This window comes from Bradyrhizobium sp. USDA 4510, from assembly GCF_054059095.1.
In genome coordinates, this window is record NZ_JBSSBT010000001.1 from 2,657,604 (window position 1) to 2,671,430 (window position 13,827).

13 protein-coding genes and 1 pseudogene are annotated in these 13,827 nt (G+C 59.6%); 7 read left to right on the forward strand and 7 right to left on the reverse strand.

Annotated elements, in window-relative coordinates:
• Positions 1 to 1,155 (reverse strand): acyltransferase family protein, encoded by a 1,155-nt coding sequence (locus ACVMDN_RS11685; protein WP_456814268.1) that lies wholly within the window; start codon positions 1,153 to 1,155, stop codon positions 1 to 3.
• Between the two features lie 115 nt (positions 1,156 to 1,270).
• A complete protein-coding gene (locus ACVMDN_RS11690; RefSeq protein WP_456835202.1) occupies positions 1,271 to 3,493 on the reverse strand; it encodes a spermidine synthase in 2,223 nt (740 codons plus the stop codon).
• 265 nt (positions 3,494 to 3,758) lie between these two features.
• Here ACVMDN_RS11690 and ACVMDN_RS11695 point away from each other — a divergent pair, with 265 nt between their 5' ends.
• A complete protein-coding gene (locus ACVMDN_RS11695; RefSeq protein WP_456814271.1) occupies positions 3,759 to 5,981 on the forward strand; it encodes a fused MFS/spermidine synthase in 2,223 nt (740 codons plus the stop codon).
• 231 nt (positions 5,982 to 6,212) lie between these two features.
• On the forward strand, positions 6,213 to 6,461 hold the full coding sequence (locus tag ACVMDN_RS11700) for a hypothetical protein (RefSeq protein ID WP_456814272.1): 249 nt from the start codon (positions 6,213 to 6,215) through the stop codon (positions 6,459 to 6,461).
• 72 nt (positions 6,462 to 6,533) lie between these two features.
• On the opposite strand, the gene tnpC (ACVMDN_RS11705) is transcribed toward ACVMDN_RS11700, so the two are convergent.
• Both tnpC (ACVMDN_RS11705) and tnpB (ACVMDN_RS11710) read right to left on the reverse strand, forming a co-directional pair.
• A complete protein-coding gene (tnpC, locus tag ACVMDN_RS11705; RefSeq protein WP_456835201.1) occupies positions 6,534 to 8,105 on the reverse strand; it encodes an IS66 family transposase in 1,572 nt (523 codons plus the stop codon).
• 52 nt (positions 8,106 to 8,157) lie between these two features.
• Positions 8,158 to 8,475, reverse strand: a complete 318-nt coding sequence (gene tnpB / locus ACVMDN_RS11710; RefSeq protein ID WP_456815238.1) for an IS66 family insertion sequence element accessory protein TnpB — start codon at positions 8,473 to 8,475, stop codon at positions 8,158 to 8,160.
• A 20-nt stretch (positions 8,476 to 8,495) separates the two neighbouring features.
• Here tnpB (ACVMDN_RS11710) and tnpA point away from each other — a divergent pair, with 20 nt between their 5' ends.
• The 4 genes from tnpA to ACVMDN_RS11730 are packed head-to-tail and all read left to right on the forward strand — an operon-like array spanning position 8,496 to position 11,481.
• Complete coding sequence (tnpA, locus tag ACVMDN_RS11715; RefSeq protein ID WP_247280258.1) at positions 8,496 to 8,918, forward strand: IS66-like element accessory protein TnpA; 423 nt, start codon at positions 8,496 to 8,498, stop codon at positions 8,916 to 8,918.
• The gene (tnpB, locus tag ACVMDN_RS11720; RefSeq protein WP_456814273.1) at positions 8,912 to 9,265 is read left to right on the forward strand and encodes an IS66 family insertion sequence element accessory protein TnpB; all 354 of its coding nucleotides are present in this window, start codon (positions 8,912 to 8,914) and stop codon (positions 9,263 to 9,265) included. The genes tnpA and tnpB (ACVMDN_RS11720) overlap by 7 nt, the downstream gene beginning before the upstream one ends.
• A gap of 51 nt (positions 9,266 to 9,316) precedes the next feature.
• Positions 9,317 to 10,882: an IS66 family transposase gene (gene tnpC / locus ACVMDN_RS11725; RefSeq protein ID WP_253625024.1), complete on the forward strand. Its 1,566-nt coding sequence runs from the start codon at positions 9,317 to 9,319 to the stop codon at positions 10,880 to 10,882.
• Entirely contained in the window at positions 10,879 to 11,481 is a 603-nt protein-coding gene (locus ACVMDN_RS11730) for a plasmid pRiA4b ORF-3 family protein (RefSeq protein WP_456814901.1), read from the forward strand. The genes tnpC (ACVMDN_RS11725) and ACVMDN_RS11730 overlap by 4 nt, the downstream gene beginning before the upstream one ends.
• Before the next feature lie 3 nt (positions 11,482 to 11,484).
• Here the strand turns inward: ACVMDN_RS11730 and tnpB (ACVMDN_RS11735) are convergent, their stop codons facing one another.
• Positions 11,485 to 11,634 (reverse strand): IS66 family insertion sequence element accessory protein TnpB, encoded by a 150-nt coding sequence (gene tnpB / locus ACVMDN_RS11735; protein WP_456814275.1) that lies wholly within the window; start codon positions 11,632 to 11,634, stop codon positions 11,485 to 11,487.
• Positions 11,615 to 11,947 (reverse strand): annotated as a pseudogene (locus tag ACVMDN_RS11740) (IS66-like element accessory protein TnpA); the annotation flags it as partial. The pseudogene ACVMDN_RS11740 and the gene tnpB (ACVMDN_RS11735), both read right to left, overlap by 20 nt.
• Between ACVMDN_RS11740 and ACVMDN_RS11745 the strand changes: the two are divergent.
• Positions 11,906 to 12,829 (forward strand): glycosyltransferase family 87 protein, encoded by a 924-nt coding sequence (locus ACVMDN_RS11745; protein WP_456814276.1) that lies wholly within the window; start codon positions 11,906 to 11,908, stop codon positions 12,827 to 12,829. The pseudogene ACVMDN_RS11740 and the gene ACVMDN_RS11745 sit on opposite strands and share 42 nt — an antisense overlap.
• A 60-nt stretch (positions 12,830 to 12,889) precedes the next feature.
• Here the strand turns inward: ACVMDN_RS11745 and ACVMDN_RS11750 are convergent, their stop codons facing one another.
• Positions 12,890 to 13,825 carry a phosphatase PAP2 family protein gene (locus ACVMDN_RS11750; protein WP_456835200.1) on the reverse strand — a complete coding sequence of 312 codons (936 nt, stop codon included), beginning with the start codon at positions 13,823 to 13,825 and terminating at the stop codon, positions 12,890 to 12,892.
• Positions 13,826 to 13,827 lie beyond the last annotated feature (2 nt).

A 13,827-nucleotide genomic window follows, 5' to 3' on the forward strand; every position in this document is an offset into this window, starting at 1 on the left:
TCAGCGGTCCGGCATCAAAGCCGCGCCGACGACCCGATTCGGCCCAGAGCCAACCCTTGCGAATCGTCTTTTTGCATAGCCGATGAGCGGGGCCTCGATCACGCGCCAGCTTGTCTCCGCAAGGACGCACGTTGTCAAAAGGGCGATGAACGCGGATAATGGAGCATCAAGTCTAAGAACTACCGCGTACACGAGCATATGGAATAGATAGAGCGCATAGCAGCGGCGCCCCATCCAGATCAGCGGACGAAGCATCACCGGTCGTTCCGTGATGGCGGCCGACCAGACCGCAACGCAGCACGTAAATCCCACGACCGAGAGAGCCGCGATGGAGCCAACCAGCGCGAAATGAACAAGGTCGCAAACCGGTGCAATGAAGGCCAGGATGGCCCATGTGGTGCGGGAGCGGCAATAGGCGCGCGTCAAACAGGCAATCAACACGCCGCCGAACAGCTCATCCAGGCGACCGGGCAGCAGGGACAGCCAGGATGGGTGAGGCAAATAGGCATCAAAGATCCAGCGCCAGACCGGAGCCAGCAGTACGCCGCCCCACAGCACACGGATCAGCCATGGCCGCGGCAGGCAGAAAATCAGGATCGGCAGGATCAGATAAAACTGCTCTTCGACGGCGAGCGACCAAGTGACGAAGATCGGCTCGTGTACCGGAAAGCCGAACTGCAGCCACGCCGCTTGCTGGATGAATAACAGGTAATAGCCCCAGTGATCCGGCGACGCCATTATCAGCAGGAGCCAATACAACGGCAGGATGCGAAACGCGCGCCGTCCATAGAACGATGAGAAATAGCCGGGCTGTTTGCGGCTATCCAGGAGAATGCCGCCGATCAGAAAACCGCTGAGGACGAAGAACAGGTTAACGCCGAAAATTCCGTACTTGAACCCGAAGTAGTGGTAGGCGATGACCATCGAAATGGCCAAGCCGCGGAGCGCGTCCAGCGGTTCGGATCGTGCGTCCCGCCCAACCTTGGTATCGGTCATGAAAAAATTGGCCGAAGTTGAAATGGCAACAATATACCACCGCACTTCTGGGCTGAGCAACCGGGAGGCACCCCATGGTTTAGCGGATGATCGCGTTTTGCCGGGCAGGGCGCTACGGGGCGTGAGGACAGTTTGAAGCCAGCTGATGCTGAAGATCAATCGAGCTTCCTATCGCACTTCCTGCAGCGACGTCCGCGGACCGAATTCCCATTCGTGATGCTCAGCGTCGTGTCTGACAGTACGGACTTGTGTGCTTGGTCGTGCGCTTAACACATCAAAATCTGATCACCCGCAGCAGATCTGCTCGTTGGTCGGTCCAAAGATATTGGGATGGTGCAGTCGGCAGCACTTCCCAACCGTCTTCCTTTGACAGGAAGTCAAGGTCACCCTCGCGTTTGGCGATGACGGCCACTTGCGTTGCAGAGCGCCTGAATGTGGATGTCCCTGCCGGCGGAATGTCAAAAAGGGTTCGCGCCGGCATGCCCGCATCTGCTGCCAGAGCTCCGACCACCCGCGCAAGATCGAGTTTCCTGCTGCTGATGTGGAATAGGAGGCGGCCGCCTGGCGCCAGCTTTCGCTGGTAAAGCGTCAGGGCTTCGCGGGTCAGCAGATGCATCGGGATGCTATCCGAGCTGAACGCGTCGACGACGAGTACGTCATAGCTACCGTCAGACGCATCGGCGATGGTTATCCGCGCGTCGCCGAGAACGACGTGTGCACCTGGGGCGCAATTTTCGAGGAACTTGAAATGCTCTCTTGCCAGCCGCTCGACGGCGGGATCGATCTCGTAAAAGGTCCAGCTCTGTCCGGCTTCGGCGTAGCAGGCGAGGGCGCCGCTGCCCAACCCGATCACCGCAAAGCGGCGTGTCGCGTCCTGAGGCAGTGCGCGGATGAAGCGGCCGAATGGGCCTTCCGGGCTGTAATACGTCATCGGCAGCGTTGATTCGTTCGGCAGCAGGCTCTTTGCGCCGTGCATCGTGGTGCCGCTCATGAGGACGAGGGTCGGCGTGCCCGCATCGGAAACCTGCTCGACCCGGTAGACGCCGAAGAAGCTCCGCTTGGCGACGATTTGCTGCCCCGTGGTCTGTGGCAATACCGGAAGAAACAGCAGAAGTGCGACAGCGAGCGCGAAACGCCAACGTCGTTTTGAGAAATTCACGAGTGCCAATGCCGGCAGGACATATAGCGCGTAGAGCAGGGTAACCGCCGCTGGCCCGGAACCAAGCGACGTAAGCGCGTGCTGGCCGATCATCAGGGCTGCCGACAACAGCAGCGGCAATGCAAGGTCCATTGGCAGGCTGCGCCGCGCGTCCGAGACCATCCGAGGCCGCATCAGGCAGGCCGCAACCAGCGCCAGCGGATATTCCCATACACCATTGAAGATGAGCGGCGCGATCAGCGCGTTGAAGACGCCGCCCATGACGCCTCCTAGCGAGAGAAAAAAATAGAACTCGGTCAGTTGCGCGGCGGGTGGCCGTCGTTTCGCAAGCTCGCCATGGCAGACGATGCCAACGACGAAAAAGCATCCAAGATGGAACGCCAGTGCCATTGGAAGCGGGAGCAAATTGCCGCTGGTGCCACTGGTCATTACGACCAGGATCAGCATGATCGGAAGCGCGCGCAGCATCGCCCCATGTGGCAATGGCGGCCGGCGCGCGAAGGCTAGAATGAAGGTCAGAAGGTAGAGCGTCAGTGGAATCACCCATAGCAGCGGCGCCGACACCACGTCGGTCGTGATGTACTGGGTGACGCCGAGAAGCAGGGATGAGGGGATGAAGGCGAGCGCCGTCCACGTTAGGCGATCTCGTGTGCCCGCTGTCGTGGCAGCTTCAGCGGTTGGCTCCGGCGCGTCCGTCGTACGCCTCTGCGACAGCATGATCGCCGCGCACGCGACGAGGCCGAAAGCCAACGCGGCGAACCCAGCCGACCAGAGCCATGACTGCCGATCGAGCGTCAGCTCGGGCTCGATCATCAAAGGGTATGCCAGCAGCGCCAGCAGGCTGCCGGCGTTGCTCACAGCATAGAGGAAATAGGGATCGCGCGCTTCCTTGTGACCTCCATCCGCAAACCAGTGCTGGAGGAGCGGTGCGGTCGTCGAAATCACGAACACCGGGATTCCGCAGGCCAACGTGAGACGCAGCAAGAGCCACAGGACGGGGGATTGCTCTGCCGACGGGGCGTCGGCGCCGAGCGACAAGGGCAATACGGTGGCCGCAAGCGGCAGCAGAATGCAAAAGTGAACAATGATCTGGGCAGTGCGCGAGAACCTTGTCAGCAGATGGGCGTAAGCGTAGCCGAGAAGCAGCATGGCCTGAAAGAAAACAAGGCATGTGGTCCAGACGGCTGCTGCGCCGCCCAGCTTTGGCAGCACCATTTTGGCCACCATCGGTTCGACGAAGAACATCAGGCTGGCGCTGAGGAACAAAGTGGCTGCAAACGTCGGTATCGCGATCGACGTGCGAACGGGCCATGAATTGGTGACGGTCAAATTGCTCACAAAAAATTGGTTCCAAGCCCGAAATGGCGCAATCTAGCACTGCAATTCTTGGTCGAGCAATGGAACAGGTATCCATTAGTTAACGGGATGATCGTCTTGCCGGGCCGTGATACTACGGGGGTGTAAACGGGTTCACAAACGCACGAATGCCCGGCACGATGGTTGCTGGTGCATCGTGCGCTAGGGATTTCAGAGATCCAAGGAGTAGGGCGTCCGCCGGGACACGAACTCGACGGCGAAGGTTCTTAAAGGGGGACGCGCGTTCATGACGGCCCTGGACTTTTCCCCCGCTGCCACGCGCGCGGGCCTGTCGGCAAGAACAAAGACTCTCTGCTTTCTGTTTTTCTTTTCCGGCTTTCCGGCGCTAATCTATCAGTTGACTTGGCAGAGGGTACTGTTCCGTATTTTTGGCGTGAATTCGGAGTCGGTGACCATCGTGGTTTCCGCCTTCATGCTTGGCCTTGGGCTGGGGAGCCTTGCCGGCGGATGGATTTCGAAACGCCGGAGCATCAGCCTGCTGCCACTGCTGGCGATGATCGAAGCCGTCACGGCGATATTTGGAATCGTCTCGCTTGGCGCATTCGAACGGGTCGGAGCACTTGTCGTTGATTGGTCTTTGCCTGCGGTCGCCGCGGTCAATCTGCTGTTGGTGCTCATTCCAACGTTGTTGATGGGGGCTACGCTGCCAATCCTGGTCGCGCATCTTGTTCGCTCCTCAGGAGAGGTAGGCCGCACGGTCGGCCTGCTTTACTACGTCAATACCTTGGGAGCAGGGGCGGCCTGCGTGTTGTGCAGCTTCTTGCTGTTTCCGTTCCTCGGCGCGCATCGCGCGGTGCTAGTGGCTGTCGCGCTCAATGTCGCTGTTGCACTGTGCGCCGTCGTCGTTCATCTGTTCCGCGGCAGTCAGGCACCATCGAGAGACGCTGCTGTTATCAGACCTGCGTCTGAAGCCGTCACTATCCCGATTGCGATCATTCTCATCTCAGCGCTGGGCGGCTTTATATCTCTGTCTTATGAGATCTACCTATTCCGGATCGTCTCCTACGCGTCGGGATCGAGTGCAACCGCCTTTGCGCTGACGCTCGCGTGCTTTCTCTTCGGGATCGCCGGTGGGGCGCGCAAGGCTGGCGAAAGTTGCGAAGGTAGCTCGCTTCCCAGTGTCATACGCAAGGCCATCGACGAAATCATCATCGGCAATCTAATCGGACTGATGTTTTTGCCAGTCTTGGCACAGTCGGCATTGTTTGGCCGTGGCACGATCGGGATAGCCTTGCTTTTGGTCTATCTCATCGCCCGCCGGTGGGGGGCGCTACTGCCCTATCTCGCTCAAGTTGGAATCCCGGCCGACGAAGCGGCGGGGATGGGGATGTCGCTCTTATACTTTGCCAACATCCTAGGGTCCGCGACGGGCGCGATCCTCACTGGTTTCATCTTGACGGATTATTTGACCTCCGTGCAATTGGCCCTCGCTCTGGTTTTCGCGGGCACCCTCTGTGTCCTAATTCTTCTGGCACGATCGAAGGGCCCGCGCGGCGAGCGCCGACAACACTTTTTGAGGGCTGTTGCCGTGCTGGCGCTGGCGTGCGTCGCCATCCCGGCGATGTCGCACCGCGTATTCGAAAACCTGCTTGGCAAGGGCCAAGCCGCCTACGATTTTACCGACGTCGTCGAAAATCGCAGCGGCATTATCACCGTCGATAAGGATGGCACCGTATTTGGAAATGGCATGTATGACGGCCGCTTCAACACTCGCCTCGCCGGTGACCCGAATGGCATTATCCGTCCCTACGCGCTCAGCCTATTTCGTGACGCGTCGCGCGATGTCCTGATGATTGGCCTCTCGTCGGGCTCGTGGGCGCAAGTCATAGCGAATAATCCCGCGGTGCGCTCGCTTACGATCGTAGAGATCAATTCCGGCTATTCGAGTCTCGTCGGACGGCAGCTGGAGGTGGCTTCGGTATTAAAAAATCCCAAGGTCAAGATCGTTATCGACGACGGCCGGCGTTGGTTGAGCCATCATCCGGATCAACACTTTGACGCGATTGTCTCCAACACGACTTGGCATTTTCGTGCCAACTCAACCAATCTACTGTCAACGGAATTTCTTGAGCTTGCGAAGCATCACCTCAATTCCGGCGGTATCCTCTTTTACAACACGACCGACTCCGATCGGGTCCAGCGGACGGCTTGTCTCGCCTTTCCTTATGGCGCACGGTTCACCAATCATATGATTGTATCGGATGCGCCGATTGATTGGGATTTCGGGCGCTGGCGCCAGACGCTGGAGTCCTACGTTATCGACGGAGAGCGACAGCTCGGGCCCGAAAGCTCCGAGGATCGTATGCTGCTTGATGCGATCACATCGCCGGACTATGCACGGACTGTCATTGAGGAATGTCCGCAGCTTCTCGCTCGGACGGAAGGTAAGAGCCCGATTACTGATGACAATATGGGAACGGAGTGGCGTTATCCCATCGGCCTTGAGTGAGAATGTCGACGGGTTGAAGAGTAAGTTTGTGAGGGGAGAGAGGGAGAGGATGAAGTGATGGAACAATAAAGAGTTTGGCAGCCTGCTGATGATGGGGGCACTGAATCAATGTGGCGCCGCAGGAACCGTCCTAAAGACAGGGTTCTCCGTTAACTAACGGATACCCGCTCAGTTGCCGCGCCAGAAAATGCAGTGGTAGATTGCGCTGTTGGCGAAATCGCGCGATTTTTTATGACTTGGGCCATTTCACACGAGGACGGCGAGGATAGAGCGCTGGCAATTGCCTGTCTCGTCGTGCTCAGCATAACGATGCTGGCCTTGGCCCTGATGTTTATCAGTGGGGCCGGTCATCCAGGCATCGACTTCTCATGTTTTTGGGCCGCCGGCTCTATGGCTCTAAAGGGCCATGGTGCGACCGCCTATGATTGGGACCAACTGCGTCAGATGCTTATTCAGATGCAGCCGGCAGATCATGCGTAAGCGCGATTTTCCCCGCACGTTGACGCCGGCGGTTTTGAAGGATTGCCCTAGTATCGGGCGATACCGGGCCGTTCAGGCAGTGGCGGCTTTGTGGAAGTTGAAGGGCAGCAGGTCGGTAATATCGGCGTCGCCGGCGCGCTGAGGCAATTCGGTGAGGACGTGGCGCAACCACGCTAACGGCTCGACACGTGAGGCGCGGCAGGTCAGCATCAGGCTGTAGACGACGGCACTGGCCTTGGCTCCGTCCACGGTATCGCTGAACAACCAACTCTTCCTGCCAGTTGCAAAAACCCTGATGTCGCGCTCCAGAAGATTGTTGTCGATCAGCATGCAGCCGTCCCCGGTGTAGCGCGTCAGATATTTCCATTGGTTTCGGGTGTAGGATACGGCGTCGCCGAGCTTGCTGTCAGGCAAGACCTTCGGGGCCATGTCATCGAGCCATACCTTGAGAGCATTGAGGGTGGGAACACTATGTTGCTGGCGGAAGCGGCGAATGCAGTCGGCCTGTGTTTCACCCTTCTCCGGTATTCCGTCCCGCGCCTGCCTTTCAACCCGGTAGAGCTGGTCGAAGAACCGCAGCGCCTGCTCGGGCGGACCGCCGCCCTTCTTCCTCGCCCTGAGGGCATCGACAAAGCGCCGCCGGGAGTGGGCCATGCAGCCGATGTGGGTGGCCCGTTCCAGCGTGCGCCATGCGGTATAGCCGTCACTCATCACGATGCCGCGGTAATCGCCGAGGAAGGCCTGGGGGTGGATTTGGCCGCGGCCCGGCTGATAATCCAGAAGAACGATGGGCTCGTGACTGCCCTTGCCGCTGCGATAAGCCCACATATACGATGTGCTGGTGGCCTTTTTGTCCTTCTCCTTGAGGACCTGAACCGTCGTCTCGTCGCCATGGATGAGAGGCTGCGATCTGAGCCGCAGCTTCAGGGCGTCATAGATGCGGGAGAGATGTTTCTCGCTCGAGCCGATCACCCAGCGACCCAAAGCGCCGCGGCTGACCGGAACGCCGGCGCGTTCGAAGGCCTGCGCCAGGCGGTAGAGCGGCGTGCCATCGACATATTTATGAACCAGCGCGAACGCCAGTGTTGAGGCCGTGGCAACGCTGCCCGGCAGCGGCTGCGTCGGCATCGGCGCGGTCACGACAGGGGCGTTGATCCCGGTGCGATCGCAATGGCGGCACGCATATTTGAAGCGTACGTTCTGTAAAACCTTCGCCTTCACCTCGATATGAAGTTGCTCGGTGACAGCCTCGCCCATGCGATGCATCTGGCCACGGCAGCAAGGACACGCCTTCTGATCGTCGGGCAGGTCATACTCGACGCGCTCACGCGGCAGGTTCGCCGGCAGCGGCCTGCTGCCGCGCTTCTTTCCCGTTGTGTTTTCGACGGGTGGCAAGCCCGTGTCCGGAAGTTCGGCGATATTGTTCGTTTCACTGCCGGCGTCATCCTCATCGGCGGCCTGCTCGGCTTCATTGAAGAGACGATCGACGTGCTTTTCGCTGCGTGGCGCAAAACGATGCAGGCGTGCCAGCGCCAGTTCTTCCTCGAGTTTGACGACGCGGTCGGCGAGTTGATGGTTCTCCGCCTGCAGCGCAGCAATGCGCGCCAACAGCACTTCAACACTCGGATCGCCGGTTCGATTCATCGGATTCTTGAATCTGAACCGTACCGACGCGTCAACCGCTCAACTCGAGAGCTCAGCCAGCAACCTGATATTGCCGCACCGGATGGCGGACCATCGCATCGATATCGATGCCATCAAGGATCCAGTGCAATTGCTCGGTCGTAAGCCGGACGACCGCCTCCTGGCGGCGCGGCCATCGGAACTTGTCCTCGGTCAGCCGCTTGAGGACCAGCACAAAGCCGGACCGGTCGAAGAACAGCAACTTCATCCGGTCGCAACGGCGATTGCAGAACGCAAAAACCGCCGGCGTGAATGGATCGAGCGTAAGCGAGGCGTTGAGGCCCTTGAGAATTTTTGTACTCAGTCCTGAGAGGACCGCTAGAAGAGTCATCTTCTGCAAGGGTGCTCACAATGGACGACCATTCGGACGACATAAGACGACCGTTGTCACCGCGTATCGAAGTGTACGCAGGCGCAGGTCGAAAGCGCTGGCCGGACGATTTGAAGGCACAGATTGCCGCGGAAAGCCTTGAGCCGGGGGCGATTGTCACAGATGTCGCGCGTCGCCATGGGTGCCGGCCCCAACAGGTGCACGACTGGCGGCGCCGGGCGCGTTTGGGCCAGTTGGTGCTGCCGGCTTCGGCGGACACGCTGTCGTTCGTGCCGGTGGTATCGGAATCGGCGCTACCGGCGGCCGCAGAGCCCACCGGGTCGCCGGAAGCAGCCGTTGTGACGGTTGAACTCCAGGGGGCACGCGTGGAGGTGCGAGGGACGCCTGGCCTTGCTGTGTTGAGTGATGTGTTCTTGGCGCTTCGACGGACACGTTCATGCTGACGCCGCCCGCGAGCCTCATGATTTACGTGGCGACGCAACCTGTGGACTTCAGAAAAGGTGCGGAGGGCTTGGCGCTGTTGGCGAAGGAGACGCTGGGCCATGACCCGATGAAGGGCGTGGCGGTGGTGTTCCGTGCGAAGCGCGCCGATCGGGTGAAGATTGTCGTCTGGGATGGCAGCGGCCTTGTGATGTATTGGAAGCGGCTCGATGGCAGCGGCTTCAAATGGCCTCCTATCGTGGCCGGCGTGATGCAGATGAATGCCGCCCAGCTGTCCGCGCTTCTGGCCGGCATGGATTGGACGCGGATGCACGCGCCTCGGATCCTGCAGCCGAAAGCGCTTGCGTAGGACATAAAATCTTCGCTGCATCGAGGCGCGAAGCATGGCAGACTCGGGCCCGTGAGTGATTTGCCTGATGAGCTGCCGAGCGATCCCGCCGAGTTGCGTGCCTTTGCCGCGGCTCTGCTGGATCGCTGCGCCAGGCTCGAGCGGTTGCTCAAGCTTGCGAAGGATGCGCAGTTCGGTCGGTCCTCGGAAAAGCTGGACGCTGATCAGCTACAGCTTGTTCTGGAGGACATCGAAGAGGCCGTCGCGGCTCTCGAAGCAGCTGAGGATCGCGCCAATCCCAGAGCCCGCGAGAAGAGAACTGCCAAGCGCAGAGCCAACCGTGGTCAGCTTCCGGAGCATTTGCCACGCATTGTCGAAACGCTGATGCCGGCTGCAACCTGCTGCCCGTGCTGCAAAGGCGATCTCGTTGAGATTGGTCACGATGAGAGCCAGAGGCTCGACGTCGTTCCGGTGCAATACAGGGTGATCGTCACCCGCCGGCCCAAGCTTGCCTGCCGCGCCTGTCATGGCGTCGTCCTCCAGCACGCTGCGCCCGAGCGATTGATCAAGGGGGGACTGCCCACCGAGCGTCTCGTCGCGCATGTAATTGACGCCAAGTATCATTGGCATTTGCCGCTCTATCGTCAGGCGCAGATGCTGGCGACCCACGGTATCGCCATCGACCGTTCCACGCTCGCCTTTTGGGTCGGCTACGCCGCCCAGGAATTGAAGCCCTTGTGGCATCGTCTGCGCCAGCTTCTGCTCGCCTCTTCGAAGCTCTGTGTCGATGAGACCCCGGCGCCGGTGCTGGATCCAGGGCGCGGCAGGACCAAAACCGGCTACTTCTGGGCGCTGTCACGCGATGACAGGCCCTGGGCCGGACCTGATCCACCTGGCGTGGTTTACGCCTATGCACCGGGCCGTGGGGCCGTTCATGGCTTGAGGCTGCTCGAGGGCTATCGCGGCATCATCCACTGCGACGGCTATCAGGCTTACAAGACCATGACCCGAGAGACGCGTGCGGACGCCCTGTCCGGGACGCTCGCCTTCTGCTGGTCGCATCTGCGGCGCCAGTTTGTGAAGATCGAGCGGGAGGCTGCGCCGGCGCCAGCTCCGGTTGCCCGCGAGGCCCTTGAGCGCATCGCCCTGCTTTACGCGGTCGAGAAGGCACTCCGCGGCCGATCTGCGGACGAGCGCCGCGCGGGGCGACAAGCGCATGCCCGGCCTCTGGCTACAGCCTTGAAGCAGTGGTTTGAGGCCAAGCTTGCTCACCTTGCGCAGAAGAGCGACACGGCGAAGGCCCTGCGTTACGCGCTGCGTCATTGGGACGGCCTAACGTTCTACCTTGATGACGGGCGCATCGAGATGGACACCAATGCGGTCGAGCGAGCGATGCGGCCAATCAAGCTCAATGCCAAGAACTCCCTTTTTGCCGGTTGCGACGAAGGTGCCGAGAATTGGGCATTGCTGGCTTCGCTCATTGAGACCTGTAAGCTCAATGGCGTCAGTGCCGAGCACTGGCTCGCTGACGTTCTCGCCAAGCTCGTCAATGGTTGGCCTGCGGCGCGACTGGACGAACTGCTTCCCTGGGCGTCGACCTATACGATGCATACACACGATCCGAGGCTGGCGGCATGAGCCTGAACACGACCGCGGTCCGGATCAAGGTGACCCTCAAGGATGTGAAGCCGGAGGTGATGCGTCGCCTTGTCGTACCCGTCACCCTGCGCCTTGATCGGCTGCATCTGACGCTTCAGGCGGCGTTTGGCTGGACGAACAGCCATCTCTTCGAGTTCCTGGCCGGCGAAGGACGTTGGGGTATACCTGATCCCGATGGAGATTTTGGCCCTCAGCCCATCGATGCCCGCAAGACGCGGCTCTCTAATATCGTTCAGGAGACCGGCGCGAAGACGATCCATTATCTCTACGACTTCGGCGACAGCTGGGATCACGTGATCAAGCTTGAAAAGTGGTTCGACAACACGACAACGGATGGACTTCCGTTCTTGCTCGAGGCCGCCGGCCGTTGTCCTCCGGAAGATGTCGGCGGTGCGCCAGGCTATGCTGAATACCTCGACGCCATCAGCGACCCCACCCATCCGGAGCACGAACATATGCGCCTCTGGGGCCCGGAGCAGTTCGATCCCAACGTCGTCGACCGGAAGGCGCTTGAGGCCGCTGTCAATGCGTTGTCCGACATATGGAAGCCGCGCCGGCGCACCACGCGCTCAAAATAGACGTCAAGCGCCAATCAAATGGGCCTCAGAGCTACGCTTACGATCGAGCGCCATCGTCTCCTGGACCAGGACCGCAAGGCTGTTGATGCCAGCCCGGAAGTCGATCGGCTCACGGTGCAGATAGACCTGCAGGTCACCGCCCAGTCTGAACATGGCCCAGTGCTCCGATGATCGCCGTCAATACATCCACATCGCCGCATTCCAGCGCGAGCTTCACGCCGTTCGGCAGCGACACGCTCACTTTGGCCGGAGAACAAAAAGCTGGAGTCCCTTTGGGTTCCGAACCACGCACTTCATCGCAAGTCGCCGGCAAATCCACCGTCGCCACGCTGTCTTGCCGCGACAGGGCTCGATCGGCGGCCCCCTCAAGCTGAACCGGGATGAACGCCGGGCGTGAGGACGGCGGCAGCGACCTGGTGGCGGTGTGCTTCTTGATCCACTTCCGAAGCAGGTTCGCGTTGACCCCATCGCGCTCTTGCCTTTTACGGCGGCGTTCTGGGTTTGGAGCGCGGCAAAGCTGTTTTGCTGGCTGTTCGTCGTCTACTCCATTCGGCCGCGTTCAGGCGCGCTCCTGCTTGCACTGTCAGCACCGCCCGTCGTCTACGATTTCCTTGCCGGTCAAAGCTCGCTGCTTGCAGCGGCGCTATTCGGAGGCGCCCTGGTGCTATTGGATCGGCGCCCGATCATCAGTGGTTTCTTGGTAGCGCTGCTCATCTTCAAGCCTCAATATGGCGTCCTTCTTCCTCTCGTATTGATCGCCACTGGACGTTGGAATGTCGTCATAATGGCCTCCCTGGTGGCGCCCGCTCTCCTGCTGCTGTCTGGGACCATCTTCGGCTGGGATACGTGCACGGGATTTCGTGAAGCAGCAACCTTCGCGACGACGCAATTCCATCTCACTGGCGCGCTGCCGTGGTACAAGTTGCAGAGCATCTATGGCCTGTTTCGGCTTGCCGGTTTTGGTTACGGGTTGGCTATGTCGCTGCAGATACTTGTCGCGTCCGCCGCCGCGGTCTGGGCGCTGATCATGTGGAGGCGCAACGTGGGCTTCGTCGTGAAAGCCGCCTGCCTGCTTGCGGCAACGCCTCTGATTTCCCCTTACTTCGCCATCTACGATATGCAAATCCTGGTGATCGCGTTGGTATTCGTCACGGGCGCTGACGGGATCACCTCGCCATCAAACCAACGATCCTTCCGATTCGCCGTCTGCATTATGTTCCTGCTGGGATATGCCTTCCCGATCACGCTTGTGCCCGTAGGTCCATTCATGTGCGCCACACTGATCGCGGTCATCTGGATGAGATTGCGGCAACTCGACGCTAGCGGGACAATTCCGGTACGTTCCTGATCCGGATCAGGTTGCCAAAAATCGGACCGGCCCATGCAATATGAATAATCGATCATAATTTCATGGGATCGGAAGCTGACGATCGGACGTGCGGCCCGCTAGTCGCAGCACAAGAATCGCGACTGGCACCGTCGCAAGTCCAAACGCGACATCTGTCAGGTAGTGCCCGCCGGCGGTTAGTGCCGAGAAGATCATTAGGACATTCAGAGGAAGATAAACGGGAAACAGGAATGTTCCTCTGCTTAAAAGGATCAAGATCAAGGCAAGAGCGGCGTGAAACGAAGGAAACTGTATGATGCCTGTAGGCTTGGTCATGTCGATGACATGTATCGATCCCGAACGGATGGCGTAGAAGTCGGGCAGGTAGTAGTTGCTCGTCAGATGTGCCACGCCATAGTGCGCCCAGGCGCCTTCCGCGGGGAGCACCATCGATATCGGGATGATGATGAGCAGAGTTGCGGCGAACAGCCAACTGAATGCCCGGGCCTGCAAGAGCCTTTTGGTGGAGTATAGCACGATGAGCAGTATGAAAGATTGAATGATCATGGTGTCGTAAATCAGATCGAACATCCAGCCGATCGTCGGATGCTCGATCTTCAACCACGTAAATAGCGCTAGCCAGTTGAACCCGACCGCATCATCCATGGCTACCAGTGCATTGTCGACCAAGGAAAGGCGTCGAGCGGCGGCAAGGTAACTCAGAACTATCGCTACGTTGGTGAATGCAACCAATTGCGCGCACGTGAGGGCAATTGATGCAAAAAGAGGGTTCTTCCTTACCCTCGTGTAAAACAAATTGAGGCCAACCAGCGCGAGGAAGCCGAAGATGATCGGGAAGCCGAGCGAGACCTTCATGTTCGACAAATAAAGGCCTAACGCAGCGACCGCTGTCATCGCTCCGATGATTAGCCAAAAGTGCGTCGCTTCGGCGGATTCTTGGCCAGCAGTTCGCGCCAAACTTAACGCTTTGCGCTCAACGCATTCCGTATAACTCATTG

Bases quoted from the DNA above. Each gene is read 5' to 3' on its own strand.
- ACVMDN_RS11695 (WP_456814271.1), top strand. From the start codon at position 3,759: ATGACGGCCCTGGACTTTTCCCCCGCTGCCACGCGCGCGGGCCTGTCG.
- ACVMDN_RS11700 (WP_456814272.1), top strand. From the start codon at position 6,213: ATGACTTGGGCCATTTCACACGAGGACGGCGAGGATAGAGCGCTGGCA.
- tnpC (WP_456835201.1), bottom strand. From the start codon at position 8,105: ATGAATCGAACCGGCGATCCGAGTGTTGAAGTGCTGTTGGCGCGCATT.
- tnpB (WP_456815238.1), bottom strand. From the start codon at position 8,475: ATGACTCTTCTAGCGGTCCTCTCAGGACTGAGTACAAAAATTCTCAAG.
- tnpA (WP_247280258.1), top strand. From the start codon at position 8,496: ATGGACGACCATTCGGACGACATAAGACGACCGTTGTCACCGCGTATC.
- tnpB (WP_456814273.1), top strand. From the start codon at position 8,912: ATGCTGACGCCGCCCGCGAGCCTCATGATTTACGTGGCGACGCAACCT.
- ACVMDN_RS11730 (WP_456814901.1), top strand. From the start codon at position 10,879: ATGAGCCTGAACACGACCGCGGTCCGGATCAAGGTGACCCTCAAGGAT.
- tnpB (WP_456814275.1), bottom strand. From the start codon at position 11,634: ATGTTCAGACTGGGCGGTGACCTGCAGGTCTATCTGCACCGTGAGCCG.
- ACVMDN_RS11750 (WP_456835200.1), bottom strand. From the start codon at position 13,825: ATGAGTTATACGGAATGCGTTGAGCGCAAAGCGTTAAGTTTGGCGCGA.